Origin of the sequence: Rhodanobacter sp. KK11 (assembly GCF_033345435.1) — a bacterium.
In the GTDB taxonomy this organism is placed as follows: Bacteria; Pseudomonadota; Gammaproteobacteria; order Xanthomonadales; family Rhodanobacteraceae; genus Rhodanobacter.
Map to the genome: position 1 here is coordinate 516,138 of NZ_JAWPMI010000005.1, position 26,299 is coordinate 542,436.

Here is a 26,299-nt window from a genome sequence, read left to right on the forward strand (position 1 = left end):
GTCGGGTGCCTGCCGGCGGCCGCTATACTCGCCATGTCAAACCGGATCGGATCAATCACGTGGAAACCATCTATAAAATTGCGCTGGTCGTGGTGCTGCTGGTGGTGATCTTCAGTCTCGGCCAGGCGCTGTACTTCATGATGACCGACAAGGACGACGATCGGCGCACGGTATGGGCACTGACCCGGCGCATCGGCCTGTCGCTGGTGTTCATCGCCATGGTCGCATTCGGCATCTGGATGGGCTGGCTGCACCCGCACGACGTCGGCCAGTGATTGTAACCGCCACCACGCACTGACTGTTCCCCGCCAAACGAAGAAGCCCGCCATCCGGCGGGCTTCTTCGCATTTGAACTCGACCGGAGCGACGCCTTCTTGAAGAGTCCGGCCAGGGATGGCCGGTTTTTGATCTCTGCCTTCCGCGACACGACGTCGCGTGAAGTCAAACCAGTCCGGCCATGGCAAGGGCATGGATGCCCGAGTTGAGGCAACGCAGGAGCAGTTGCCCGATGGCCGGTCTCGCTCCTCGCGAGAGGGACCTCGCGTCAAAGTATGTAGACGAACATGAACAGGCCGAGCCAGACCACGTCGACGAAGTGCCAGTACCACGCCACCGCCTCGAAGCCGAAATGGTGGTCCTTGTTGAAGTGGCCTTTCAGCACGCGCAGCCAGATCACCGCCAGCATGATCGTACCCAGCGTCACGTGCAGGCCGTGGAAACCGGTGAGCAGGAAGAAGGTCGAACCGTAGACGCCGCTGTGCAGGGTCAGGTTCAGTTCCTCGTAGGCCTCGATGTACTCGTGCGCCTGGAAATACAGGAAGGTGGCGCCCAGCAGCACGGTCAGGCCGAGGAACAGCAGGATCTTGCCGCGGTGGCCGGCGCGCAGCGCGTGGTGCGCGATCGTCACGGTAACGCTGGAGGTGAGCAGGATCAGCGTGTTCAGCAGCGGCAGCCCCCACGCAGGCACGGTGCGGAAGGCGCCGCCGGCCTGCTCCGGGCCGTTGCCGCCGTTGGCGCCCCAGGCCGCCACGTAGTCGCTCCACAGGAACTGGTGGGTCAGCGCGCCGTGGCCTTCGCCGCCGAGCCACGGCACCGAGAACATGCGCACGTAGAACAGCGCGCCGAAGAAGGCGCCGAAGAACATCACCTCGGAGAAGATGAACCACATCATGCCCATGCGGAATGAGGTGTCCACCTGGCGGTTGTAGCTGCCGGCCAGCGATTCGTTGATCACCGAGCGGAACCAGCCGAAGAACATGCCCAGCACGCCGATCACGCCGATGGTCAGCACGGACTTGCCGAAGCCGGCCTCACCGGGCTCCGCGTTCAGCCAGTGCGCGGCACCCAACACGGTGATGAACATGACCACTGCGGCCACAATCGGCCACTGGCTCTTGGCCGGTACGAAGTAAGCGTCGTGTTGCTGACCCATGGTGTAACCCCGTGGATTTCTCTTGATGACTTTTGCCCCGTCACGCCGACCGGGGAACTGCACGCCGGCCGTCGATCCGGCCGGTTGAGGAAAACGTGGAACGCTATTTCATCAGCAGAATCTGCAGGAACGTCGACAGGTAGACCGCCAGCGCGACCACGGCAAGGATCGTCACCGTGCGCCGCACGCTGCGACGGGCTTTCCCGTCTGGCTGGGCCGTTGCCGCATGAATCGTCTGCTGCGCCATGTCGCTTTGCTCCCGTGGTCATGCCGGCCGCGCAGCCGGCATGACGGATGGTCGATCAGTCGTTGACGTGGCCGTGAGCCAGTTCGTCGTCGTTGATCACCGGCGGTACCTCGAAGGTGTGGTGCGGCGCCGGCGACGGGATGGTCCACTCCAGGCCCTTGGCCCCTTCCCACACGCGATCGGTGGCCTTCTTCTTCGAGAAGAACGCGCAGTGGATCAGCACGCCCACGAAGATCAGCTGGGTGGCGCCGAACAGGAAGCCGCCGATCGAGCTGATCATGTTGAAGTTGGCGAACGCCACGTTGTAGTCGGGGATGCGGCGCGGCATGCCGGCCAGGCCGAGGAAGTGCTGCGGGAAGAACAGCACGTTGACCCAGATCACGCTGTTCCAGAAATGCACCTTGCCCCAGAACTCGCTGTACATGTTGCCGGTCCACTTCGGCATCCAGTAGTACGCGGCACCGATGATCGCGAACAGCGCACCGGTCACCAGCACGTAGTGGAAGTGCGCCACGATGAAGTAGGTGTCGTGATACTGGAAGTCGGCCGGCACCAGCGCCATCATCAGGCCCGAGAAGCCGCCGATGGTGAACAGGATGATGAACGCGATGGCGAACAGCATCGGCGTCTCGAACGTCATCGAGCCGCCCCACATGGTCGCCACCCAGTTGAACACCTTCACGCCGGTCGGCACCGAGATCAGCATGGTGGCGTACATGAAGAACACTTCGGCGCCCAGCGGCAGACCCACCGCGAACATGTGGTGCGCCCACACGATGAACGACAGGAACGCAATGCAGGCGATCGCGAACACCATCGCCTTGTAGCCGAAGATCGGCTTGCGCGCGAAGGTCGGCACGATCTCCGAGATGATCCCGAACGCGGGCAGGATCATGATGTACACCTCGGGGTGGCCGAAGAACCAGAAGATGTGCTGGTACAGCACCGGGTCGCCGCCGCCGCCCGGGTTGAAGAAGTTGGTGCCGAAGTACTTGTCGGTGAGCAGCATGGTCACCGCACCGGCCAGCGCCGGCATCACGGCAATCAGCAGGAAGGCGGTGATCAGCCAGCTCCACACGAACACCGGCATCTTCATCAGGTCCATGCCGGGCGCGCGCATGTTGAGGATGGTGGCGATGATGTTGATCGCGCCCATGATCGAGCTGATGCCCATCAGGTGGATGGCGAACACCGCGTAGGCCAGCGAACCGCTCTGCAGCGACAGCGGCGGGTACATGGTCCAGCCGCCGGCCGGCGCGCCGCCGGGCATGAACAAGGTGGACAGCAGCAGCAGGAACGCGAACGGCAGGATCCAGAACGACAGGTTGTTCATGCGTGGCAACGCCATGTCCGGCGCGCCGACCATCAACGGGATCATCCAGTTACCGAGGCCGACGAAGGCCGGCATGATCGCGCCGAAGATCATCACCAGCGCGTGCATGGCGGTCATTTCGTTGAAGAAATACGGCTGCATCAGCTGCATGCCCGGCTTGAACAGCTCGGCACGGATCAGCATGGCAAAGCTGCCGCCGATGAACAGCATCGTCAGCGAGAAAATCAGATACAGCGTGCCGATGTCCTTGTGGTTGGTGGACATGCACCAGCGCTGGAAGAAACCTTTCGGCGCGCCGTGGTGATCGTCGTGCTGATCATGGGTGGCTGCGTAGGACATGGCCTTGCACCTCTAACCTGGATATGGAATGCGACTGCAAAAAAACCGTGCCGGACCGGCCGGCGGCCTCAGCCCTGCTTGCCGGCGGCCGGAGCGGCGACCTGTGCGGTTTGCGGCGCCGGGGCAGGCGCTGCGGAACCCGCCTCCTGCTCGGCCAGCCACTTGGCGAAATCGGCCTTGGACTTCACCTCCACCACGATCGGCATGAAGCCGTGGTCCTGGCCGCACAGTTCGGCGCACTGGCCGCGATAGGTGCCCGGCGTGGTGAAGTTGGCCCAGGCCGCATTGATGATTCCGGGGATCGCGTCGATCTTCCAGCCGGTCGCCGGTACCCACCAGGAGTGGATCACGTCGCCGCTGGTGATCACGAAGCGGATCTTGGTGTCGACCGGCACCACCAGCGGCTTGTCGACGTCCAGCAGGTAGGTGTTTTCGTCGCCGACCTTGACCGCGTACGGGTCCATGTTCGAACCGAGCTGGCGCGTCTGGTCGCTGCGCGCGTCGAGCTTGGACATGAAGCCGACCTTGTCGATCGACTTGCCCATGTAATCGACGTAGTCGTAGCGCCACTTCCACTGGTAGCCGGTGACCTTGACGGTCATCTGCGAACCGGTGGTGTCGGCCCAGGAGGTGAGGCCGCTGGTGGCCAGATAGGCCAGGGTGATCAGGATCAGCACCGGGATGGTGGTCCAGACCACCTCCACCATGGTGTTGTGCGACCACTTCTCGGCCACCGCGCCACGCGATTTGCGGAAACGGAAAATGGCAATGAACATGGCGCCGAACACCAGCACGCCGATCACCGTGCACACGGCCAGCGCCACGTTGTTGAGATGGTAGGGCACCTGCGACCAGGTGCTCGCGCCGCGCTCCATGTTCAACTGCCACGGACCCGGGGCGGCCAGCGCCGCGCCGCCGAACGATGCCAGGGCGAGGGCCGCCGCTGCCGTGAATGATCGCCTGTTGCCGCCAGATGTCATGTCTTGCACCTTTGTTGAACCTACTTGCGCGGCTGGTTGAAGTCGGCCAGCAGCACCATGAGTTTCTTCGACAGCGCAGCGCGCTCCTGTTCCGCCAGGAAGGCGCCGATCTCCAACTCGCGTCCATGCGACGACAGCAACAGCCGCTGGCGCCCATCGCCCGGCTCCAGCAGCACGCGCACCCAGTACGACTGGAAACGCATGCGCCGCCGGCCAGGCAGGGATTGCACCTCCAGCGACGCGGCGTCGAGGGTGATGCGCTCACTACGCCCGCCAGCCCGCCAGGCCACGCTCAAGGCGATGGCCACGGCGGCGGATTCCACCAGGGCAAACAGCGGAGCGAACACATTCCCCTGCCACGCACCCAGCCCAGCCGTCATCAGCACCAGCGCTACCAGAACCACGATCAGCCGACGCAAACCGCGCCGGCTGAGCGTGCGGTTGGGCTTGAGCCACATCGTCACGCGGGGCAAGCCGGCGGTAGCTGGTCGAAGCACGATCATGGAGACCCGGCGTGCCTGGAACGCCGGAATAATAGGCCGCGGCGGCGCAACGGGCAAGAATGTCGCACCGGCTTGACCTGGATCAGGGAATCGTGTTGCACCGGCACGACGCGCTTCCACGAGGCTGCGGCTCCCGCGGATTGCGCGGCACGCGTACAATCCGGCGTTCCCCTTCGCGTCCGCCAATCCCAGTGACGAGCCCGTGACCCAACCCATTCTCCGCCCCGAACTTCCCGCCGACGCCACACCCGCACGCGCACGCATCACCGCTGCCTGGCTGCGCGACGAAACCGAAGCCGTCAACGACCTGCTCGTCCAGGCCACCCTGCCGCCCGCCGAGCGCGAACAGGTGATCGACGTCGCCGCCGGCCTGGTCACGCGCGTGCGTGCACGTGCAGGGGACCAGAGCGCAGTGGAATCCTTCATGCGCCAGTACGACCTTTCCTCCGAGGAAGGCGTGCTCTTGATGTGCGTGGCCGAGGCGCTGCTACGCATCCCCGACAAGGCCACCGCCGACAAGCTGATCCGCGACAAGCTCGGCGACGCGGACTGGAAGAAGCACCTGGGCCAGAGCGAGTCGCTGTTCGTCAACGCCTCGACCTGGGGCCTGATGCTCACCGGCCGGCTGGTCAATCTCGCCGAGGAGACCCGCCGCGACTTCACCGGCGCGCTGAAGCGCCTGGCCGGTCGCGCCGGCGAGCCGGCGATCCGCCTCGCGGTGCGCCAGGCCATGCGCATCATGGGCCACCAGTTCGTGATGGGCCGCAGCATCGACGAGGCACTGGACCGCTGCGCGAAGAAGGAATACGCGGTGTACCGCTACTCCTACGACATGCTGGGCGAGTCCGCGCTCACCGCCGAGACCGCCGAGCGCTATCAGGAAGACTACCGCCGCGCGATCGCCGCGATCGGTGCGCGCGGCCCGTTCGCCAACCACACCGACGCGCCGTCGATCTCGGTGAAGCTGTCCGCGCTGCACCCGCGCTACGAGGTGGCCAAGCGCGAGGACGCGCGCCGCATGCTCACCGCCAAGCTGCTGGAGCTCTCGCAGCTGGCGATGAAGCAGGGCATCGCGCTGTCCGTCGACGCCGAGGAAGCCGACCGCCTCGAACTCTCGCTGGACATCATCGGCGACGTCTTCGCCCACCCGTCACTCGAAGGCTGGAACGGCCTCGGCATCGTGATCCAGGCCTACTCGAAGCGCACCCCGTTCGTGATCGACTGGCTGGTCGAGACGGCGCGCGCGTCCGGGCGCCGCTGGTACGTGCGCCTGGTGAAGGGCGCCTACTGGGACGCCGAGATCAAGCGCGCGCAGGAACAAGGCCTGGCCGGCTACCCGCTGTACACGCGCAAGCCGAACACCGACGTCTCCTACCTGGCCTGCGCGCGCAAGCTGTTCGATGCAGGCATCGAGCTGGTCTACCCGCAGTTCGCCACCCACAACGCGCACTCGATCGCCGCCGTGCACCACATCGCGCGCGGCCGCCCGTTCGAGTTCCAGCGCCTGCACGGCATGGGCACCGACCTCTACGCCGAGGTGATCGGCGTCGACAAGTTGAACGTGCCCTGCCGCGTCTACGCACCGGTCGGCACCCACGAGGACCTGCTGCCGTACCTGGTGCGCCGCCTGCTGGAAAACGGCGCCAACACCAGCTTCGTCAACCGCGTGGTGGATGAGACGCTGCCGGTGCGCGAACTGGTGGCCGACCCGTGCGAGACGGTGCGCCGCTTCGCCTCCATTCCCCACCCGCGCATCCCCTTGCCGGTCAACCTCTTTGGCGAACTGCGGAAAAATTCCATGGGCATCAACTTCTCCAACGACAACGAACTGAAGGCCCTTGCCGAGGCCGTCAACGCAGCCACCGGAAAACCTTGGTTCGCATATCCGCTCGTTCCGGGAAGTGATCAAATCTTGGCTGACGGAAAGTCCCTGGGTGGCGAATCGTTCTCCGTAACAAATCCCGCTGATCGACGCCAAACTGTCGGTACTTGCACCTACGCCACTGCCGCCACCGTCGACAAGGCGCTGGCCAACGCCGTCGCCGCCCAGCCCGACTGGGACCGCCTGCCCGCGGCCAGCCGCGCCGCGATCCTCGAACACGCCGCCGAGCAGCTCGAAACGCGCCGCGCCGAGTTCATCGCACTGTGCGTACGCGAGGCGGGCAAGAGCCTACCCGACGCCATCGCCGAAATCCGCGAGGCCGCCGACTTCCTGCGCTACTACGCGACGATGGCGCGCCGCCTGTTCGGCCAGCCCGAACAGTTGCCCGGCCCGACCGGCGAGAGCAATCAGCTGTTCTTGAACGGCCGCGGCGTGTTCGTCTGCATCAGCCCGTGGAACTTCCCGCTGGCGATCTTCCTGGGCCAGGTTTCCGCGGCGCTCGCCGCCGGCAACAGCGTGATCGCCAAGCCCGCCGAGCAGACCAGCCTGATCGGTTATGCGGCAATCAAGCTGCTGCACGAGGCCGGCGTGCCCGAGGCCGTGCTGCAATACCTTCCCGGCGACGGCGCCGTGGTCGGCGCGGCGCTCACCAAGGATCCGCGCGTGGCCGGCGTCGCCTTCACCGGCTCCACTGAAACCGCTTGGGCGATCAATCGCGCACTGGCTGCACGCAACGCGCCGATCGCCGCGCTGATCGCCGAGACCGGCGGCCAGAACGCGATGATCGCCGACTCCTCCGCGCTGCCCGAGCAGATCGTCAAGGACGTGATCGCCTCGGCGTTCCAGTCCGCCGGCCAGCGCTGCTCGGCCGCGCGTGTGCTGTTCGTGCAGGAAGACATCGCCGACAAGGTGATCGGCATGCTCGCCGGCGCGATGGCCGAGCTGAAGGTGGGCGACCCCGGCCAGCTCTCCACCGACGTCGGCCCGGTGATCGACGAGGATGCCAAGCAGATCCTGGTCGACCACGCCACGCGCATGGACAAGGAAGCCAGGCTGATCGCCGAGGCCAAGCTCGACCCGGATGTCGCCGCCCACGGCACCTTCTTCGCCCCGCGCGCCTACGAAATCCCCGCGCTGGCCACGCTGACCCGCGAGGTGTTCGGCCCGGTGCTGCACATCGTGCGCTGGAAGGGCAGCGAACTGCCCCGGGTGGTCGAGCAGATCAACGCCACCGGCTATGGCCTCACCCTCGGCATCCACAGCCGCATCAACGACACCGTCGACTACATCAGCAGCCATGCCCGCGTCGGCAACTGCTACGTCAACCGCAACCAGATCGGTGCAGTGGTCGGCGTGCAGCCATTCGGCGGCGAGAACCTGTCCGGCACCGGCCCCAAGGCCGGTGGCCCGCACTACCTGCTGCGCTTCGCCAGCGAGCGCACGCTCACCATCAACACCACCGCCGCCGGCGGCAACGCTTCGCTGCTGACCATCGGCGAATGAGTACCACCTCGCCGCCCGCTTGTGCATCGCGCAAGCGGGCGGCGACGATTGCGTGTTAGAACAGGCGACGGCGCCGGCACGACGACCGGCCCACCGCGCCGGAGCAATCGCACGATGGCACGCCCCGCTGAAATGATCCGCCCCGCCGCCCCCGTACTGGCGGCGGACGACCCGCGCTACACCGCGGCGGAGTTTCCGCCGAACAAGCTGCTTTACCTGGTGCAGCTGGCGGATGCGCGCGGCATCGACAGCCGCTCCTGGTTCGCCGGGCTCGGACTCAGCCGCACCCAGATCGCCGACCCCGCGCTGCGGGTTTCCTACCGGCAGGCGCACGGCTTTGTGCGGCGCGCACTGGCCGCGCTGGACGTGCCAGACGCGGGCCTGCGCATTGGCCGCGAGGGCACCATCGGCGGCTTCGGCCTGCTCGGCCTGGCCATGATGACCTCGCGCACGCTGGGCGACGCGATGCTCGCCGGTATCGCCCACCACAAGATCTGCGGCTGCCTGCTCGACGTCGGCGTGGAACCGGCCGGCGAGCGCGAGGTGGCGCTGGTGGCCTGGCCGCGCTTCGGCGACACCGAACTGATGCCGTTCTTCTGCGAGGAATTGTTCGCCAGCTGCCTGATGATCGCGCGCGAACTGGTCGGAGCGGAATTGCGCCCGCTGCGCGCCGAATTTGCCTACCCGCAGCCGTCCTACGCCGCGGAATACGCCGCACTGTTCGAATGTGCGGTGCGCTTCGGCGCGACACGCAACCGGCTGGTTCTCGATACCCAGTGGCTGGCCCGTCCGCTGCCCGGCTACAACCCGCTTACCGCGAAACAGGCGCTGGCTCTGTGCGCGCAGCAACGCACCCCGGACGGCGGCGAGCCGCACCAGGAAATCGTCGCCGCAGTGGAGCGGCTGCTGCGCAACCAGTTGCCGCAACCGGCGAAGCTCAACGAGGTGGCGCGCACGCTCAACCTCAGCGAGCGCTCGCTGCGGCGCAAGCTGGCCGAGAGCGGGCGCATCTTCCGCGAGATCCACGATCGCGTGCGCGCCGAACGCGCGCTGCAATTGCTGCAGGCCGGCACGCTGAGCGTGGCCCAGGTCGGCAACGAGGTCGGTTTCAGCGACCCGCGCGAGTTCCGCCGCGCGTTCAAGCGCTGGACCGGGATGCCGCCGCAGGATGCCCGCCGCACCGTGGGCTGACTGGCCGGTTTCGCCCTTCTGGCCGTTTTGCCCCCCAGTCACTGGCCGTTTTGCCCTCCCCCTTGGCAGCGGATTGCGGGACAGTGGGCCCACTCGCGGCATCCGGTCCGAATCGGGGAGTTCACGATCATGCGCAAGCTTTTCATCACGGTCGCGCTCGGCGCGGCGCTCGCCGGCTGCGGCAAATCCGAACCGCCACCGCAGGCCGCCGGCGACGCCAGCTTCGAGGCGAAGCTGCAGGAGCAACTGCTGGACGCCAAGCCCGGCAGCGTGATCGAGATCCCGGCCGGCCACTACGCGCTCAAGCGCGGCCTCAGCCTGCGCACCGACGGCGTCACCATCCGCGGCGCCGGCATGGACAAGACCGTGCTGTCGTTCAAGGGTCAGGTGGTGGGGCCGGAAGGCCTGCTGGTGAACGCCAGCGACTTCACCATCGAGAACCTGGCGCTGGAAGACACCAAGGGCGACGCGCTGAAGATCAACCAGGGCAAGAACATCACCATCCGCGGCGTGCGCGTGGAATGGACCGGCGGCCCGAAGACCAGCAACGGCGCCTACGGCCTGTACCCGGTGAAGACGCACAACGTGCTGATCGAGGACTCGGTGGTGATCGGCGCCTCCGACGCCGGCATCTACGTGGGGCAGTCGGACAACATCATCGTGCGCAACAACCGCGCCGAGTACAACGTGGCCGGCGTGGAGATCGAGAACTCGGTGCATGCCGACGTCTACGGCAACACCGCCACCAACAACACCGGCGGCATCCTGGTGTTCAACATGCCGAACCTGTCGCAGGAAGGCCACAGCACCCGCGTGTTCAGGAACAAGGTATACGCCAACAACACCGACAACTTCGCCGCCAAGGGCGCCGCAGTGGCCAGCGTGCCGGCCGGCTCCGGCGTGGTGGTGAACTCCAACGACAAAGTGGAGATCTTCGACAACGACATCGCCGACCACCGGACCGCGAACCTGATCGTCGCCAGTTATTTCTCCACCAACTACTACAACACCCGCGGCGTGTCGCCGAACTACAACCCGTACCCGAAGGGCATCTTCATCTACGGCAACCGGCTGAAGGGCGGCGGCGACTCCCCGGACGGGATCAAGCTGAAGACGCTCAAGACCGCGATGTACGGCCTCAACGGCCACTTCCCGGACGTGCTGTGGGACGGCTACGTCGATCCGAAAAGCCTGGTCGACGGCCTGCCGCCGGCGGACGACCGCATCTGCATCCAGGACGTCAATGGCGTGGTCAACGCCGACGGTCCGCACGACTACAAGAACCCCGATTCCGACATGAAGCGCTACCAGTGCACGCTGCCGAAACTGCCGCCGGTGGTGCTGGATCCGGAACCGAAGGCATGAAATTGATGAAGGCCGCCGCCTGCATGCTGGCACTGTTGCTGCTGGCCGGCTGCCAGCGCGGCATGCCGCCGGTGGCGTTCCACGCCGACGGCCGCCCGGCGAAGCTCAGCGACTGGCACGTGGTCGAGGTGCACGGCGGCAAGCTGCAACTCAACGACGGCGTGGTGCCGTACGACCTCAACACGCCGCTGTTCACCGACTACGCGCACAAGCTGCGCACGGTGTGGATGCCCAGGGGCACGTCGGCGAAATACCACCCCACCGACACGCTGGACTTCCCGGTCGGCACGGTGATCAGCAAGACGTTCTACTACCCGCGCGCAGCCGACGGAAAACCCGGCGACGTGGCGCGCAACGACGACTACTCGCGCGACTTCGCCGGCCAGGGACTGGACATGGCGAACGTGCGCCTGATCGAGACGCGCATCCTGGTGCATCGCAAGGACGGCTGGGCGGCGATCCCGTACGTGTGGAACGAGGCGCAGACCGAAGCCACCCTGGCGCGCACCGGCGCGGTGCTGCCGTTGACCCTGGTCGGCGCGGACCACGCGCGCGAGGACTTCAACTACGTGGTGCCGGACGAGAGCCAGTGCCAGAGCTGCCACGCGCAGGACTGGATCGACCGCAAGGTGCACCCGATCGGGCCGAAGGCACGCCACATCAACAAGGACTACCACTACGCCGACGGCAGCGCGAACCAGCTCGAACACCTGGCGAAGCTCGGCTACCTCAGCGGTCTGCCGGCGCTGGCCGACGTGCCGCGCGACGCGAACTGGGAAGACGCCCACGCCAGCCTGGACGCCCGCGCACGCGCCTACCTCGACATCAACTGCGGCCACTGCCACAACGCGAACGGCGCGGCCAACACCACCGGCCTCAGCCTCGACGCCGCCACGCCGGAAGACCGCCACCTCGGCATCTGCAAGCCGCCGACCGCGGCCGGCCAGGGCACCGGCGACCACTTCTTCGACATCGTGCCGGGCCAGCCGGACGCCTCGATCCTGCCGTACCGGATGGCCTCGACCGTGCCTGGCGTGATGATGCCGGAGATCGGCCGCAGTACCGCACACCGCGAAGGCGTGGCGCTGATCAAGGCGTGGATCGCGGCGCAGCCGGGGAGCTGCGTGGCGATCCACTGATTCCACCACGACACCTGTGCGCGGCTGCCCGCAGCCGCGCGATCCGATGCAAGGGGAGAGCACCGAATGAGCATGCGTCAGCGTCCACTCTCGATCAGCCTGCGCCGGCTGCTGCTGGGCGGCACCATCCTGCTGCTGGGCAGTCCCTTGCCCGCGTTCGGCGCCGATGCGCCGGCGCAGGACGCGGCCGGCACCGCCGCGACCACCAAGGACGTCACCCAGCTCGGCAAGATCACGGTGACCGCGCAGAGTCGCTCGCAGGAAATGCAGGAGGTACCGATCCCGCTGCAGATCGTCACCGCCAGGCAGGTGGACATGCTGGCCGCCACCGACCTCAGCAAGATGAGCCTGTTCGTGCCCGGCCTGGTCGTCGGCGGCGACCAGCCGACCCAGCCGAGCTACCAGCTGCGCGGCATCAGTACCGACGACTTCGGCATCGGCACCGAGTCGGCCGTGGGCGTGTACATCGACGGCGTCTATTCCGCGCGCTCCGGCGCCGCACTGCTGGCGTTCAACGACATCCAGCGGATCGAGGTGCTGAAGGGCCCGCAGGGCACCCTGTTCGGCCGCAACGCCGCCGCCGGCGCGATCTCGATCGTCACCAACGAGCCGAGCGACCATTTCGAAGGCCGCGTGCGCGCCCGCGCGGGCAACTACGGCCGGCAGTATCTGGACGGCCTGGTCAACGTGCCGCTCAACCACGATATGGCGCTGCGCTTCAGCAGCTACAGCAACCGCAGCGACGGCTGGATCAAGGACCAGGCCAGCGGCAAGACCTACGGCGGCGACCGTGATTTCGGCACCCGCACGGTGTGGCGCTGGAATCTCTCCGACGACACCCGCGTGCTGCTGTCGTGGGACCACGAGAACCTCAAGCAGCTGCCGAAGCCGGCGATCGGCCTGATCCCGTTGTCGAACGACACCAACCAACGCCCGCCGTACCCGGCCGATCCGGCGAACTACCTGAACCCGCTGCATGCGCCGCTCTACAACGACGCAGTCGGCGCAGTGGAGAAGCGCAAGTTCGACGGCGCCACCCTCAGCGTGGACCATTCGTTCGCCTGGGGCAGCCTGGTCTCGACCACCGCCTGGCGCCACTTCAACACCGAGAACCTCGGCGACTACGACGGCACCAACCACATCGTCAGCTACCTCGACACCGCCAACCTCGAGCGCAACACCAGCTGGTACCAGGAGTTCAAGTTCAGCGGCAGCAACAGCCTGATGGACTGGGTGGGCGGCGCCAGCTACTACGACGAGCGCGCCCGCCAGACCAGCCAGACCAACGTGTTCACCGACAGCCTCGACACCCTCGCCGCCAACGTGATGGGCGTGGGCCATCCGCTGACCGACATCAGCAACGGCCTGGCCGCGATGGGCCTGCCGTATACCCTGCTCGGCGACCCGTGGCACGAGGCGATCAGCAACACCGGCCGCTTCAAGGCCTACGCCGCGTTCGGCGACGTGATCTGGCACCTCAATGACCGGCTCAACCTCACCACCGGCATCCGCTACACGCGCGACCAGAAAACCTTCTCCTGGTACAACATGCCGCGCCGTGCCGACGAGTTCGACGCCACCGTCGCCGGGCTGGCGCAGGCCGGCGTGATCGACATGCTGCCGCCCGAGGCGCAGTACGCGCTGGCCGCGTTCGGCAGCAACATCATCTTCACCGACGCGATCGGCATCCCGGTGCAGTTCAGCAACAGCTGGAGCGACTTCAGCCCGCGCGCCGTGCTCGACTACAAGTTCACTCCGGACGTGATGGGCTATGTCTCGGTCACCAAGGGCTACAAGGCCGGCGGCTACAACAGCGTGCAGGTGGGTTCGCGCTTCGAGCCGGAAAAGGTGTGGAACTACGAGGCCGGCCTGAAGACGGTGTTCCCCGACCAGCACCTGCTGCTCAACGGCTCGGTCTACCGCTACGTCTACAGCAACCGCCAGGCACTGACCCTGGACCCGAACACCGCCGGCTCCGGCGTGCCGCGCTACCTGGTCAACAGCACCGACCAGGAAGCACGCGGAGCGGAACTGGAACTGCAATGGCAACCGCTGGCCGACCTGCAGCTGGGCTTCACCGGCGCCTACATCGACGCCACCTACAGCAAGGCCGTGGCGGCCTCCGGCGTGGACCTGTCGGGCCAGCCTACCGGCGAGCCGAAGTTCTCCTTCGCCGCCAGCCTCGGCTACACCTGGCACGCGGTGGCCGGCGGCAACCTCGCGTTCAACCTCAACCACGCGTTCCGCGGCGAATCGCGCTGCAACCGCGACTCGCAGCTGCAGGGCACCTGCCAGATCAGCCCGAACTTCAGCACCGGCAGCCGCCAGCAACGCACCGATGCACGGCTGGACTGGAGTTCGGCGAACGATCACTGGGGCGTCGCGGTCTATGCCAACAACGTGTTCGACAAGCGCTACGTCACGGGTGTAAGCAACATCTCCGCCAGCGTGTTCGGCACCCCGTACGCCAGCATCACGCCGCCGCGCATGGTGGGCGTGGAGTTGCGGGCGAAATTCTGAGAGTTCCATGACCGACAACGACCCACTCACCGCCGACCTGCAGTGCCTGCGCGAAGCGCAGGCGCACGAGCCGATGCCGACCTGGCCGACTCGCGCTCGGCGCCTGCGCGCGCTGGAGAAGATGCTGCTCGAACAGCGCGCGGCGTTCGCCGCGGCGATCGACGCCGACTTCGGCCAGCGTCCGCGCGAAGAGACCGACCTGCTGGAAATCTTCCCCAGCCTGTCGGCGATTCGCCACGCGCTGGCCCACGGCCGGCGCTGGATGAAGCCGCGCCGGCGCCGCGCCGACTGGCTGTTCCTGCCCGCGCGTATCGAGTTGCGGCCGCAGCCGCGCGGCGTGGTCGGCATCATCGTGCCGTGGAACTACCCGCTGTACCTGGCGGTCGGTCCGCTGGTCGACGCACTCGCCGCCGGCAACCGCGCGATGCTGAAGATGAGCGAGTTCACGCCGCGCTTCTCGGCACTGTTCGCCGAGCAGGTGGCGAAATATTTCCAGCCCGACGAAGTGGTCGCGGTGAACGGCGACGCCGCGGTGGCGCAGGTGTTCTCCGCCCTGCCGTTCGACCACCTGCTGTTCACCGGCTCCACCACGGTCGGCCACCACGTGATGCGCACCGCCGCCGCGAACCTCACTCCGGTGACGCTGGAACTGGGCGGCAAGTCGCCGGCGATCATCGGCCCCGGCGCGCGCTTCGGGCACGCGGTGAAACGCATCATGTTCGGCAAGCTGGTCAACGCCGGGCAGACCTGCATCGCGCCGGACTACGTGCTGCTGCCGCGCAACCGCATGGCGGAGTTCGTCGAGCTGGCCGGCAAGGCGGCGGCGCGGATGTACCCGCAGCTGGAGCGGAGCACGCAGTACGCCAGCATCGTCTCCGACCGCCAGTACCAGCGCCTCGCGGCGCTGCGCGACGACGCGCTGGCCGCCGGCGCGCGCGTGCACCCGCTGGGCGGGGCCGTCGAGGATCCGGCGCGCCGGCTGCTGCCGCCGCAGTTGCTGACCGAGGTCGACGACGACATGGCGGTGATGCGCGAGGAGATCTTCGGCCCGCTGCTGCCGCTGGTGGCGTACGACTCGCTGGACGATGCCATCGCCTACGTCGCCGCCCGCCCGCACCCGCTGGCGCTGTACCTGTTCGAGAGCGACCCTGCCCGCATCGACCACGTGCTGGCGCGTACCCACGCCGGCGGCGTCACGCTCAACGACACGCTGTACCACATCGCCCAGCACGGCCTGCCTTTCGGTGGCGTCGGCGCGTCCGGCATGGGTGGCTACCACGGCGAGGCGGGCTTCCGCACCTTTTCGCACATGAAGCCGGTGTTCCGCCAGGCGCGCTGGAACGGCGCCGGCCTGCTCGACCCGCCGTACGGCACGCGCTTCCGCCGCGTGCTCGATCTGCTGCTCAAGCGCGGTTGATCCGCGTCAGCCCGCAACGGCCACGCGCGGCGGCGGCCAGGACACGGCAAAAAAAACGAAAAAGGAGGCATTGCGCCTCCCGTTGCCAATTTATAGGGCGCGTGGAGCCTTGCAGCAAGGCCCTGCCCCCGATGCAGCATCACCGGCCTGTCGAAACGGCAGGATCCGGAGCGATACAGTGAGCCACGCACAAACCTACTACCACGGCACCAAGGCCGACCTTGCAGTGGGCGACTTCATCAAGCCCGGCCATGCCTCCAACTATGGCCAGGGGAAACCGGGGGCCTTCGTCTACCTGAGCGCCACACTGGATGCGGCCGTCTGGGGCGCCGAGCTGGCGGCCGGACCGGCTCGCGGCAGAATCTACATCGTGGAGCCGACCGGTCCCATCGAAGACGATCCGAACCTCACCGACAAGAGGTTTCCGGGGAATCCCACCCGATCGTACCGTTGCCGGCATCCGCTGCGCATCGTCGGCGAGTTGGCCGACTGGCGGGGCCATTCTCCCGGGCAACTCGCGACGATGCGCGATCACCTCGAGAGCCTGCGGCTACGCGGTGCCGACGTTATCGAGGAATGAGCCCGGCAGGCCGCATGCAGACCGCTGCCGCCATCCGTCGCGACCAGACGACAAAAAGCCTCCCCGCACGCGGGGAGGCTTTGTCACGTTCCGCTTGCCGCAGCGGTCAGAACTTGTACTGCACCGACAGGCTGAGCAGGTTGCCGTAGTCGTCGAAGCTGCCGGCCAGCACGTCCTTGGTCGAGCTCGATGCGCCATTCACGCCGGCATGGCTGACGAAGATGTGCGCGTACGAAGCGTTGAACTCGAGCTGCTCGCTGGCCTTGTAGCCGATGCCGAAGGTGGCCATGCGGCGGGCCGCGTCGGGCACGCGCGCATCGCGGTTGCCGGCATTCATCGGCGCCTGGTCGACGGCCACGCCGGCACGCAGGGTCAGCTTGCTGTTGACGTAGTAGTCGCCGCCCACCGAGGCATACCAGGTATCACGCCAGTTGAACGGCAGCGAGGTATCCGGCTGCCCCGGGTTCGCGTAGTGCAGGGTCAGCTGGCGCATCACGCTCCACTGCGTCCAGGCCAGGTCCATGCCCAGGCCGAACTTCTCCTCCTGATGCCAGTAACTCAGGCTGGCGACGGCCGGATTGGTGAGGCGGGCCTTGCCGGGAGTGCGCTGGAATGCCGGGATGCTGGACGCAAGTTGCGGGTTGGCCAGCAGCAGGTCGTAGCCCGCCGTGGTGGTGAAGTTCGCAGTGCCTTCGATGTCATGGCTGATACGCGAGCGGTAGTTCAACCCCACGCGGTCGTTCGCGGTGGGCTTCCACAGGCCGCCCAGCTGCCAGCCCCAGGACCAGCTGTCACCCTTGACGCGGGCGAAGCCGTCCACGCCCTGCGGGGTCACCGCGGCCACGCCGGCCGCAGCGGCCTGGCCCTGCGCCACGGCGGCCTGGATCATCGCGGCGGCCTGGGCCGGCGTGATCTGCCCGGCCTGGGCCGCGGCCTGGATCTGCGCCACGCCGGCAGCCGTCTGGGCGCCGATGCCCTGCTGGATGCTCAGGCCCACCGCGTTGAAGTTGATCGCGTTGGTCAGTTCGGCGCTGGTCCGCTCGGCGATGGCGCTGACGCCGAGGCTGAACTGGTCGTTGACCTTGTACGAGGCCGACAGCGTGGCATCGAGCGACTGCAGCTTGGTCTTCACCGCGTCGTAGCGGCCCATCCAGTCCTTGTCGTATTCGGTCTGGAAGCCGAACGGCACGTCGAAGGCCAAGCCTACGTTCACGCGGTCGTTGACCTTGGTGGAGAACGCAAACGCGGGCACCGGCAGGGTGGTGCCGGCGTCGCCGCCATTGCCGCCGCTGATCGGGCGGCCCAGCACGTCATGCGCGCTGCCCTTGAACTTGGCGCTGAAATTGATCGCGGTGACGTCCGCCTGGAAGTAGGTGCCGTCGAGCTCGCTCATCGCCGCCGGGTTGTTGACCACCACCGAGACGTCGCCGCCGGCGGTGGTGGCGCCGGCAAACGCGCGGCCCAGGCCCTTGGCGCTGTTTTCCTTCAGCTGGAAGGCGCTGGCGTCAGCATTGGTGGGGGCGAACAGGGCACCTGCAACCGCGAGGCTGAGCGCGGCGAGCGCCAAGGGACGGGCAGCGCCCGTAAGGGAACGGAATGACGGATGCATCACTGGCTCCTGCGAAAGGCTTAATGCCTGTCGGATGGTTATCGGGTCGAAACAGTCAGGCGTCGGGCGCAAACTTTCATACGCGCGTTTGAACCGCCTTCGCCGCACTCTGCCTTCTTGCCCAAGGCGTTGCAAGTGCGTTCGCAACAAATTACTAACGCGGCCGTCGCATACCGCCAGCGCAAACTGGGGCCAGTCCGTGGTCGGTACTGCTACCCTCGCCGCCGGCGGTCGTCGCCTTCCCTCCATTAACCGCGAGTTCCGCCATGCAATGTTTCGTCTATGCCAGCCTGCGCAAGGCCGACAGCTACCTGTGGCTGACGCAGCGCGATGCATTCGAGACGCTGCCCGAGCCGTTGGCGCTGCTGTTGGGTGAGCTGCGCTTCGTGATGGAAGTGCGGCTGGACGAGCAACGCAAGCTGCCGGTCGAGGACACAGCGAAAGTGCTCGAACACCTGCGGACGCAGGGCTGGCACCTGCAACTGCCGCCGCAGGAGACCCTGGCCACCGCCAACCACCCCGCCTACACGCATGCGCCGAGGGATGATCGGGACGAGTGAGTCGCGCATCATGTCGCCGGTGTTAACACTTGGTTACCGCCTGCACAGCCAACGATTTCTATACTGTCTGCATGACCCAGCCCAAATCGCGCCGCCGCCCCCCGTTCCTGCACGCCCTGGCCTGGTTCATTCCCGGTCTGCTCGCGGTGGCCATCGCCGCTCTGGTCACCCACCCGCTGACCCTGGTTCCGCTGCTGCTGGCCAACGCGCTGACCATGGCGGCGATCTGCCACGCGATCGGCTTCGACCCCGAGCCGCGCTTCGGTCGCACCGTGCTGCGCCGCGGCGCCGCCCATCTGGTGATGTTCACCGGCTACACCGTGGCGGTGTTCGCACTGGTCGCCTGGCCGATGCTGCAACTGACCCACGAGCCCAGTCTGAGCGCGGCGCTGATGCTGGCCGCGGCGCTGGTGCTGGCACTGGCGACGCTGTGGCGGCTGTGGCCGGCGTTCGGCCTGGTGTTCGTGTGGGACGACGCCTACCCGAGCCAGCGCGACGGCTCGTGGATCTTCACCGCCACCTTGCGCAGCATCGCGTTCGGCCGCCACCTGTCGCGCGAGGAACGCTTCTTCAGCCACTTCCTGCCGGCCGCGTTCGCGCTGCTGGTGCTGGCCTTCGGCGCGATCGCGCTGACCGGTCTGTACGGCGTGCTGCCGCCGGAGCCGCGCATCGCCGCGCTGGCGATCTACGGCGTCGTACTGCTGCCGCTGGGCTGCCTGGTGATCGCCAACCGCACGCTGCGCGCGCTGCTGTGCGAAAGCCACCAGCCGCGCCGACGCGCCGATCGCGCACCGGCCACCGCGCCGCGCCCGGTATTGAGCGAGCGCGAGCGCACTGCCGGCGCGCCGGAACAGGCCGCTGCGCTGCTGGCCGCCACCCGCGACGGCGACATCGAGCGCGCGCTGGCGCTGGTCGAGGCCGGTGCCGATCCGGACACCGCGCCGGCCGCCGACGAGCGCGACCAGCGTCCGGTGCTGATGCTGGCCGCACTGCTGCCCGATACCCGCCTGCTGCGCGCGCTGATCGCCAAGGGCGCCGACGTCAACCGCGCCAGCGGCGGCATCACCCCGTTGCTGGCCGCCACCCGCGACAGCTGGCACGGCCGCGCCGAGGCAGTGCTGACCCTGCTCGCCAACGGCGCCAGCCCGTTGGTCAGCGACGCCGAGGGCAACACGCCGCTGCACGGTGCCGTGCTCAGCGCCGACGCCGGCGTGGCGGCGATGCTGCTGGACGCGGCCGCGCCGATCGACGCACTGAACAAGGCCGGCATCAGCCCGCTGGCCGCCGCCTGCCACGCCGCCAACTGGCCACTGGCGAAATTCCTGCTGGAGCACGGCGCCAAGCCGGCGCCGGCCAACGGCGAGCCGGCGCTGGTCGCCGCCGCCGGCGTCACCGACGACGATGCGGAAGGCGTGAAGCTGCTGCTCAAGCATCGCGCCGCGGTCAACGCGGTCGATGCGCGGCATCGGCATGCCCTGCTCAGCGCCGCTGCCGAAGGCCACGAGCAGATCGCCCGTGCGCTGTGCGCCGCCGGCGCCGACGTCAACCTGGTCGATCGTCACGGCAGCAGCGCACTGATGGAAGCGGCACGCGCCGGTGCAGGCGGCATCGTGCAGTTGCTGGCCGAGGCGCAGGCCGACGCCGGCCTGCGCGACAACCACGGCCGCGACGCACTGATCCTGGCCTGCCAGTCGCCGCGTGCACACGCCGACGTCGTGCGTACGCTGCTGGCGCTGGGCGCCGAACCGAAGGCCACCGGCAGCGACGGCCGCAGCGCGCTCGATCACGCCGCCGGGGCCGGGCGCTGGGACTTGGTCGCCCTGCTCGATCCGGACACGCCGCTGCCGGCCAGCCTCAGCCAGGACGTGCTGGGCGAAGGCAGCGATACCCCGGCCCACCTGCTGGACGCGTTGCGCTTCGGCCACTGGGCGATCGTTTCCGGCTTCGTCGAGCGCGTGCGTGACTGGCCGCAGCCGCAGTTGGCCCGGCTGTACCTCGAGCTGGCCGCGCCGGGCCTCGGCGCCGCCCGCCGCTGGCTGCTCGAGCACGGCCTGGATGCCGAGGCGCAGCTGGAAGCGCCGCACATCGACGACGCCGAAACCACCGACGCGCCAAGCCTGCCGCCGCCGGGCCGGCGCCTGTTCGACGCCCTGCTGCAGCAGCTGCCGGACGCCATCGAAGCACTGGACGACCTGCTGCAGGCAGGCGCCAGCCCGGCGGGCGCCGGCTTGCTGGCGCAGGCGCTGGCACACCTGGGCGGAGCCGCCCAGGGCGCCGCGCTGCCGCTGAACCTGCTCGAACGCGGCGCCGACCCGTTCGGCGCGGACGCCCATGGACGCACGCCGCTGCAACTCGCCGTGGTCCACGCCCAATTGCCGCTGCTGCAGGCCCTGCTGGCACGCGGCTGTGACCCGAACACGCGCGACCGCGACGGCCGTACACCGCTGTTCGCCGCACTGGAACACGGCGCGCAGGCGTTGCCGCTGGTACGCGCGCTGATCGCCCACGGCGCGGACCCCGAAGCCACCGACACGAACGGCGAAACCCCGCTGGGCCTGGCATTGGAACACCCGGCGGTGGAGCGCTGGCTGGACTGGCGCGACTGGCCCCGGCCGAACCGCGTGCTGCGCGCCGACGATCTGCCCGCCGCCGCCAAGGCCGGCGCGCTGGCCAGCGTGCAGCGCCTGCTGGAACTGGGCTTCGCCGTCGACACCCGCGACGGCCAGGGCGCCACCGCCCTGCTGCACGCCTGCGGTGCCGGCCATCGCGACATCGCCGCGTGCCTGCTCGACGCCGGCGCCGACCCGCTGCTGGTCGCGCACAGCGGCGTGACCCCGCTGGCCGCCGCGGTGGCCGCACGCCGCGAGGCACTGGTCGCCCTGCTGCTGCAGCACGAAGTCGCCGTCGACCAGCGCCTGCCGAACCAGGCCACCGCGCTGATGGTGGCCGCCGCGATGGGCTACCCCGACATCGCCGAACAGTTGCTGGGCGCCGGCGCCGCGGTCGACGCGGTCGACGACGCCGGCCGCAGCGCCCTGCACGCGGCCGCCCAATTCGGCTTCGAACACAACGACAGCCTGCGCGCGCGGCGCCTGTTCGACGGTCTGCTCAAGCACGGCGCCGACATCAACCGCGCCGACCACGAAGGCAAGACGCCGCTGCTGCTGCTGCTCGGCGCCCAGCTGCGCCCGGGCAGCGCCTGCGACGCCACCCACATCGGCGCGCTGGTGCCGCTGCTGCTGGAAGCCGGCGCCAGGGTCGAACACGCCGACCAGCGCGGCGTCACCGCACTGCACGCCTGCGCCATGCATGCGCTGCTGCCGCCGGCGCGCGTGCTGTTGTCGCGCGGCGCCGACCGCAACGCGGTCGACGCATTCGGGCGCACCGCGGCGGACGTGGCGCGACAGCTGGGCTACGTCGATATTGCCCACGAACTGGCCGCACGCAGCAGTGCGATCCCCAGCGTGCGGCAGACCCTGCGCCAGCCCGCGCGGCCGGCGGACTGAACCCGCCGGCTACTCCCCTTCCTCGCCGGCCAGCGGCGTATCCGCATCGCGCTGGCGTTCGCGCTCCGCGCTGCGCTCGGCATCGGCCTCGAACAAGCGCTGCAGATCGACCAGCGCATCGCGGGTGCTCTGGATCAGTTTCGTCTCGTCGTCGTAGACCAGCGCCTGCTTCTTCAGCAGTTCCTCGTCGTAGCGACGGAAGCGCTCGACCCGGTCGGCCGCCAGCTCGTGCGGCAGGCCCAGCGCCTCCAGCGTCTTGCGGGTCATCTTGAGGCTGGAGTGGAAGGTTTCGCGGACCGGTTCCTCGACGCCCATGTCCATCAGCCGGAACACGTGCTGGCGGTTGCGCGCGCGGGCGACGATCTTCAGGTGCGGGTACTGCCGCCGCACCAGCCGCGCGGTGCGCAGGTTCGCTTCCGGGTCGTCGGTCGCCAGCACGAACACCTCGGCCCTGTCGGCGCGCGCCGCGCGCAGCAGCTCCGGCCGCGCCGGGTCGCCGAAGAACAGGTTGACGCTGCCGAAGCGGCGCGACTGGTCCACCTGGTCGGCCGAATGCTCCAGCGCCACGAACGGGATGTTCTGCGCGCGCAGCACGCGGGCGATGATCTGGCCGACCCGACCGAAGCCGGCGATGATCACCCGCGGCGTGTCGGCTTCGATCGCGTCGAACTCGCGCGCCGGTTTTTTCGGCCTCACGTTCAGCGCCTTCGCCGCCAGCACCACCAGCAGCGGAGTCAGCGCCATCGACAAGGTGATCGCCAGCACCAGCGCGTCGCGCTGGACCACGCCGATCAGCCGCTGCTCGGCCGCCTGGCGCAGCACCACGAACGCAAACTCGCCGCCGCAGGCCAGCAGCACCATCAGGCGCAGCGTGTCGGAACGGTTGAGCCCGCCCAGCAGCCGCCCCAGCGGCCACAGCAACACACTCTTCAGCAGCAGCAGCGCGCCGACCAGGCCGAGCATCAGCCCGGGCCGGTGCAGCAGCAACGACAGGTCCATCGACATGCCCACGCTGATGAAGAACAACCCCAGCAGCAGGCCCTTGAACGGCTCGATGTTCGATTCCAGTTCGTGTCGGTACTCCGAATCGGCCAGCAGCATGCCGGCCAGGAACGCGCCCAGGGTGGCCGAGACGCCGGCCATCTCCATCAGCAGCGCCACGCCCATCACCACCAGCAACGCGGTGGCGGTGAACACCTCCACCGAATCGGCCTTGGCCACGAAGCGGAACACCGGGCGCAAAAGGTAGCGGCCGCCGACGATCACCGCCACGATCACCCCGACCGTGCGCAGCACCGCGAGCAGGTTGAAATCCTGCGCGGTGGAGGAAGCCAGCAGCGGCACCGCGGCAATCAGCGGGATCGCCGCCAGGTCCTGGAACAGCAGGATCGAGAACACCTGGCGGCCGTAGGCGGAACCGGCCTCCTTGCGCTCGGCCAGGATCTGCAGGCCGAACGCGGTGGACGACAGCGCCAGGCTGCCGCCCACGATCACCGCGCCCTTGCCGCTGAGGCCGAACAGGAAATACCCGGCCGCAGCGATCGCCACGCTGGTCGAGAGCACCTGCAGCAGGCCGGTGCCGAACACCGAGCGGCGCATCACCCACAGGCGCTGCGGCGACAGCTCCAGGCCGATCACGAACAGCATCAGCTCGACGCCGAACTCGGAGATCGTCGCCACCCCTTCGGTGTCGTTGACCAGCCCCAGCAGTTGCGGCCCGATCGCCACGCCGGCGATCAGGTAGCCGAGCACCGCGCCCAGCCGGAAGCGCTTGGTCAGCGGCACCGCGATCACCGCCGCCAGCAGGAACACCACCGCGGTCTGCAGGAAATGATGGCTGTCCAAGCGCTGGCGGCTCCGGGTCGGGGATGCCCGATTATTCCACGCGAAGGATGACCGCACGGCATCGCCGCACCGGTTCCGCGACGGGCTGCCGAAAACGATCAGGCCCGCACGGGGCGGGCCTGATCGGCGTGTCGGGAACGGGCGTGCCGCTTACGGTTTCGGCGCGTCCTTCAGGCCCCGGTTTTCCAGCATCGGCTCGACCTCGGGGTCGTGGCCGCGCCAGTCGCGGTACATCTTCGCCAGCTCCTCGGTGTTGCCGCGCGAGAGCACCATCGCGCGGAAGCGGTCGCCGTTCTCGCGGGTCAGCCCGCCGTGTTCCTTGAAGCCGATGAAGGCGTCGTCGGCCAGCATCTGCGTCCACAGGTAGGCGTAGTAGCCGGCGGCATAGCCGTTGCCCCAGATGTGCTGAAAGTAGCTGGAGCGGTAGCGCGGCGGCACGTAGGAAAGATCCACGCCGTCCTTCTTCAGCGCGGCGGCCTCGAACCGGTCGGCGTCCTGCAGCGGCGCATCGGCACCGAGCATGTGCCAGTTCATGTCCAGCAGCGCCGCGGCGACCAGCTCGGTCATCTCGTAGCCCTTGTTGAACTTGCCGGCCTTCTTCATCTTGTCGACCAGTGCCTGCGGCATCGGCGCGCCGGTCTGGTAGTGCTTCGCGTAGTGCGCGAACACCTTCGGGTCGGTGGCCCAGTGCTCGTTGAACTGCGAGGGGAACTCGACGAAGTCGCGCGCGGTGTTGGTGCCGGACAGGGTCGGGTACTGCTCGTCGGCGAAGATGCCGTGCAGCGCGTGGCCGAACTCGTGGAACATGGTGATCACGTCGTCGAACGACAGCAGCGCCGGCGCTCCCGCGGCCGGCTTGCTGAAGTTGCACACGTTGTAGACCACCGGCTTGGTGCCGAGCAGCTTCGACTGGTTGACCAGGTTGTCCATCCAGGCGCCGCCGTTCTTGTTGTCGCGCTTGAAGTAGTCGGTGTAGAACAGCGCCAGCGACTTGCCGTCCTGGTCGAACACCTCGAACACGCGCATGTCCGGCTGGTACACCGGAATGTCGTGGCGTTCCTTGAAGGTCAGCCCGTACAGCTGGTTGGCGGCGTAGAACACGCCGTTCTGCAGCACGTTGTCCAGCTCGAAGTACGGCTTGATCTGGTTCTCGTCGAGGTCGAACTTCGCCTTGCGCACCTGCTCGGCGTAGAAGTTCCAGTCCCACGGCTCGAGCTTGAAATCACCGTGCTGCCGGTCGATCAGCGCCTGGATGTCGCCCGCCTCGGTCTTCGCGCGCGCGGTGACCGCAGGCACCAGGTCGTGCATGAACTTCAGCGCCGTCTCCGGCGTCTTCGCCATCTGGTCGTCCAGCTTCCACGCCGCGTAGTTCGGGTACCCGAGCAGCTTGGCCTGCTCGGCGCGGATCTGCGCCAGCCGCTCGATGGTCTTGCGGGTGTCGTTGGCGTCGCCCTGCTCGGCGCGGTTCCACGAAGCCTCGAACAGCGCCTGGCGGGTGGCGCGGTCAGTGAGGTCCTGCAGCTCGGGCTGCTGGGTGGTGTTCTGCAGGGTCAGCACGTACTTGCCGTCCTGCTTGCGCTCCTTGCCGGCCTGCGCGGCGGCTGCCAGCTCGGCGTCGGACAGGCCGGCCAGCTGCGCCTTGTCGGCGAACACCGGCGCAGCATCCCTGGTGGCGGCCAGCAGCTTGTTGGTGAACGCGGTGCTCAGCGTGGACTCTTCCTTGTTGAGCTCCTTCAGCTTCGCCTTGTCGGCGTCGGAGAGTTTCGCGCCCGCATGCACGAAGTTCCGGTAGACCACCTCGACCAGGCGCGCCGACTCCGGATCGAGCTTGAGCGTGTCGCGCTGGTCGTAGACCGCCTGCACGCGCTGGAACAGCTTGCTGTTGAGGTGGATCGCATCCTCGTGAGCAGCCAGCTTCGGCGCTTCCTCTTCCTGCACCTTCTGCAGCGTTTCGTTGGTGTTGGCGCCGGTGACGGCGTTGAACGCCGCCATCACCCGGTGCAGCATCGCGCCGGATTTCTCCATCGCCACGTAGGTATTCTCGAAGGTGGGTGCGGCCGGGTCGTTGGCGATCTTCTCGATCTCGGCCAGCTGCTGGCGCATGCCCTCCTCGATGGCCGGTTGGTAATCGGCGTCGTGGATCTTGTCGAACGGCGGCGCCTGGAACGGCAGCGTGCTGACGGCGTAGAACGGGTTGCTGGTCATGGCAGTGGCGGTGCTGCTGGCGGCGGCGACCGAGGCGGCCGGCGCGGGTGGGTTGGCGGCCTCGTGCGGCGGCTGCGAGCAGGCAGCCAGGACCATCGTGGTGGCGATCACAATCGTGCGCAGACGAAACATCGGGTTTCCCT

At 67.9% G+C, this 26,299-nt stretch carries 18 protein-coding genes; 10 read left to right on the top strand and 8 right to left on the bottom strand.

Going from position 1 to position 26,299, the window contains the following annotated elements:
• Positions 1-59 precede the first annotated feature (59 nt).
• On the top strand, positions 60-275 hold the full coding sequence (locus tag R5H19_RS15875) for a twin transmembrane helix small protein (protein WP_008436668.1): 216 nt from the start codon (positions 60-62) through the stop codon (positions 273-275).
• 269 nt (positions 276-544) lie between these two features.
• On the opposite strand, the gene R5H19_RS15880 is transcribed toward R5H19_RS15875, so the two are convergent.
• From R5H19_RS15880 to R5H19_RS15900, 5 genes are all read right to left on the bottom strand, one after another.
• Positions 545-1,432 carry a cytochrome c oxidase subunit 3 gene (locus R5H19_RS15880; RefSeq protein ID WP_318160011.1) on the bottom strand — a complete coding sequence of 296 codons (888 nt, stop codon included), beginning with the start codon at positions 1,430-1,432 and terminating at the stop codon, positions 545-547.
• 103 nt (positions 1,433-1,535) lie between these two features.
• Positions 1,536-1,679 (bottom strand): hypothetical protein, encoded by a 144-nt coding sequence (locus R5H19_RS15885; protein WP_318160012.1) that lies wholly within the window; start codon positions 1,677-1,679, stop codon positions 1,536-1,538.
• Between the two features lie 55 nt (positions 1,680-1,734).
• Positions 1,735-3,351: a cytochrome c oxidase subunit I gene (gene ctaD, locus R5H19_RS15890; protein WP_318160013.1), complete on the bottom strand. Its 1,617-nt coding sequence runs from the start codon at positions 3,349-3,351 to the stop codon at positions 1,735-1,737.
• Between the two features lie 68 nt (positions 3,352-3,419).
• On the bottom strand, positions 3,420-4,331 hold the full coding sequence (gene coxB / locus R5H19_RS15895) for a cytochrome c oxidase subunit II (protein ID WP_318160014.1): 912 nt from the start codon (positions 4,329-4,331) through the stop codon (positions 3,420-3,422).
• A 20-nt stretch (positions 4,332-4,351) separates the two neighbouring features.
• Positions 4,352-4,789: a DUF2244 domain-containing protein gene (locus R5H19_RS15900; RefSeq protein ID WP_318160209.1), complete on the bottom strand. Its 438-nt coding sequence runs from the start codon at positions 4,787-4,789 to the stop codon at positions 4,352-4,354.
• Between the two features lie 247 nt (positions 4,790-5,036).
• Here R5H19_RS15900 and putA point away from each other — a divergent pair, with 247 nt between their 5' ends.
• The 7 genes from putA to arr all read left to right on the top strand — a co-directional run bounded on the left by putA (position 5,037) and on the right by arr (position 16,431).
• Positions 5,037-8,219, top strand: a complete 3,183-nt coding sequence (gene putA, locus R5H19_RS15905) for a bifunctional proline dehydrogenase/L-glutamate gamma-semialdehyde dehydrogenase PutA (RefSeq protein WP_318160015.1) — start codon at positions 5,037-5,039, stop codon at positions 8,217-8,219.
• Between the two features lie 114 nt (positions 8,220-8,333).
• Entirely contained in the window at positions 8,334-9,410 is a 1,077-nt protein-coding gene (locus R5H19_RS15910) for an AraC family transcriptional regulator (RefSeq protein WP_318160016.1), read from the top strand.
• Between the two features lie 129 nt (positions 9,411-9,539).
• Complete coding sequence (locus R5H19_RS15915) at positions 9,540-10,775, top strand: parallel beta-helix domain-containing protein (protein ID WP_318160017.1); 1,236 nt, start codon at positions 9,540-9,542, stop codon at positions 10,773-10,775.
• Positions 10,772-11,914, top strand: coding sequence for an SO2930 family diheme c-type cytochrome (locus R5H19_RS15920; RefSeq protein WP_318160018.1), 1,143 nt, complete (start codon positions 10,772-10,774; stop codon positions 11,912-11,914). Before R5H19_RS15915 ends, R5H19_RS15920 begins: the two co-directional genes overlap by 4 nt.
• A 72-nt stretch (positions 11,915-11,986) precedes the next feature.
• The gene (locus R5H19_RS15925; protein WP_318160019.1) at positions 11,987-14,434 is read left to right on the top strand and encodes a TonB-dependent receptor; all 2,448 of its coding nucleotides are present in this window, start codon (positions 11,987-11,989) and stop codon (positions 14,432-14,434) included.
• 7 nt (positions 14,435-14,441) lie between these two features.
• Positions 14,442-15,851 carry an aldehyde dehydrogenase family protein gene (locus tag R5H19_RS15930; RefSeq protein ID WP_318160020.1) on the top strand — a complete coding sequence of 470 codons (1,410 nt, stop codon included), beginning with the start codon at positions 14,442-14,444 and terminating at the stop codon, positions 15,849-15,851.
• 178 nt (positions 15,852-16,029) lie between these two features.
• Positions 16,030-16,431 carry an NAD(+)--rifampin ADP-ribosyltransferase gene (gene arr / locus R5H19_RS15935; protein ID WP_318160021.1) on the top strand — a complete coding sequence of 134 codons (402 nt, stop codon included), beginning with the start codon at positions 16,030-16,032 and terminating at the stop codon, positions 16,429-16,431.
• A gap of 106 nt (positions 16,432-16,537) precedes the next feature.
• Here the strand turns inward: arr and R5H19_RS15940 are convergent, their stop codons facing one another.
• Positions 16,538-18,040: an outer membrane protein transport protein gene (locus tag R5H19_RS15940; RefSeq protein ID WP_318160022.1), complete on the bottom strand. Its 1,503-nt coding sequence runs from the start codon at positions 18,038-18,040 to the stop codon at positions 16,538-16,540.
• Positions 18,041-18,306: 266 nt separating this feature from the next.
• Between R5H19_RS15940 and R5H19_RS15945 the strand changes: the two genes are divergently transcribed.
• Positions 18,307-18,600, top strand: a complete 294-nt coding sequence (locus tag R5H19_RS15945; protein WP_318160023.1) for a YcgL domain-containing protein — start codon at positions 18,307-18,309, stop codon at positions 18,598-18,600.
• Between the two features lie 71 nt (positions 18,601-18,671).
• On the top strand, positions 18,672-22,106 hold the full coding sequence (locus tag R5H19_RS15950) for an ankyrin repeat domain-containing protein (protein ID WP_318160024.1): 3,435 nt from the start codon (positions 18,672-18,674) through the stop codon (positions 22,104-22,106).
• A 9-nt stretch (positions 22,107-22,115) separates the two neighbouring features.
• On the opposite strand, the gene R5H19_RS15955 is transcribed toward R5H19_RS15950, so the two are convergent.
• Both R5H19_RS15955 and dcp read right to left on the bottom strand, forming a co-directional pair.
• Positions 22,116-23,951, bottom strand: a complete 1,836-nt coding sequence (locus tag R5H19_RS15955) for a monovalent cation:proton antiporter-2 (CPA2) family protein (RefSeq protein ID WP_318160025.1) — start codon at positions 23,949-23,951, stop codon at positions 22,116-22,118.
• A 150-nt stretch (positions 23,952-24,101) separates the two neighbouring features.
• Positions 24,102-26,288: a peptidyl-dipeptidase Dcp gene (dcp, locus tag R5H19_RS15960; RefSeq protein ID WP_318160026.1), complete on the bottom strand. Its 2,187-nt coding sequence runs from the start codon at positions 26,286-26,288 to the stop codon at positions 24,102-24,104.
• Between the last annotated feature and the right edge of the window lie 11 nt (positions 26,289-26,299).

Coding starts and splice junctions, on each gene's coding strand:
- R5H19_RS15880 (WP_318160011.1), bottom strand. CDS start 1,432: ATGGGTCAGCAACACGACGCTTACTTCGTACCGGCCAAGAGCCAGTGG.
- R5H19_RS15885 (WP_318160012.1), bottom strand. CDS start 1,679: ATGGCGCAGCAGACGATTCATGCGGCAACGGCCCAGCCAGACGGGAAA.
- ctaD (WP_318160013.1), bottom strand. CDS start 3,351: ATGTCCTACGCAGCCACCCATGATCAGCACGACGATCACCACGGCGCG.
- coxB (WP_318160014.1), bottom strand. CDS start 4,331: ATGACATCTGGCGGCAACAGGCGATCATTCACGGCAGCGGCGGCCCTC.
- R5H19_RS15900 (WP_318160209.1), bottom strand. CDS start 4,789: ATGTGGCTCAAGCCCAACCGCACGCTCAGCCGGCGCGGTTTGCGTCGG.
- R5H19_RS15910 (WP_318160016.1), top strand. CDS start 8,334: ATGGCACGCCCCGCTGAAATGATCCGCCCCGCCGCCCCCGTACTGGCG.
- R5H19_RS15915 (WP_318160017.1), top strand. CDS start 9,540: ATGCGCAAGCTTTTCATCACGGTCGCGCTCGGCGCGGCGCTCGCCGGC.
- R5H19_RS15920 (WP_318160018.1), top strand. CDS start 10,772: ATGAAATTGATGAAGGCCGCCGCCTGCATGCTGGCACTGTTGCTGCTG.
- R5H19_RS15925 (WP_318160019.1), top strand. CDS start 11,987: ATGCGTCAGCGTCCACTCTCGATCAGCCTGCGCCGGCTGCTGCTGGGC.
- R5H19_RS15930 (WP_318160020.1), top strand. CDS start 14,442: ATGACCGACAACGACCCACTCACCGCCGACCTGCAGTGCCTGCGCGAA.
- R5H19_RS15940 (WP_318160022.1), bottom strand. CDS start 18,040: ATGCATCCGTCATTCCGTTCCCTTACGGGCGCTGCCCGTCCCTTGGCG.
- R5H19_RS15945 (WP_318160023.1), top strand. CDS start 18,307: ATGCAATGTTTCGTCTATGCCAGCCTGCGCAAGGCCGACAGCTACCTG.
- R5H19_RS15950 (WP_318160024.1), top strand. CDS start 18,672: ATGACCCAGCCCAAATCGCGCCGCCGCCCCCCGTTCCTGCACGCCCTG.
- dcp (WP_318160026.1), bottom strand. CDS start 26,288: ATGTTTCGTCTGCGCACGATTGTGATCGCCACCACGATGGTCCTGGCT.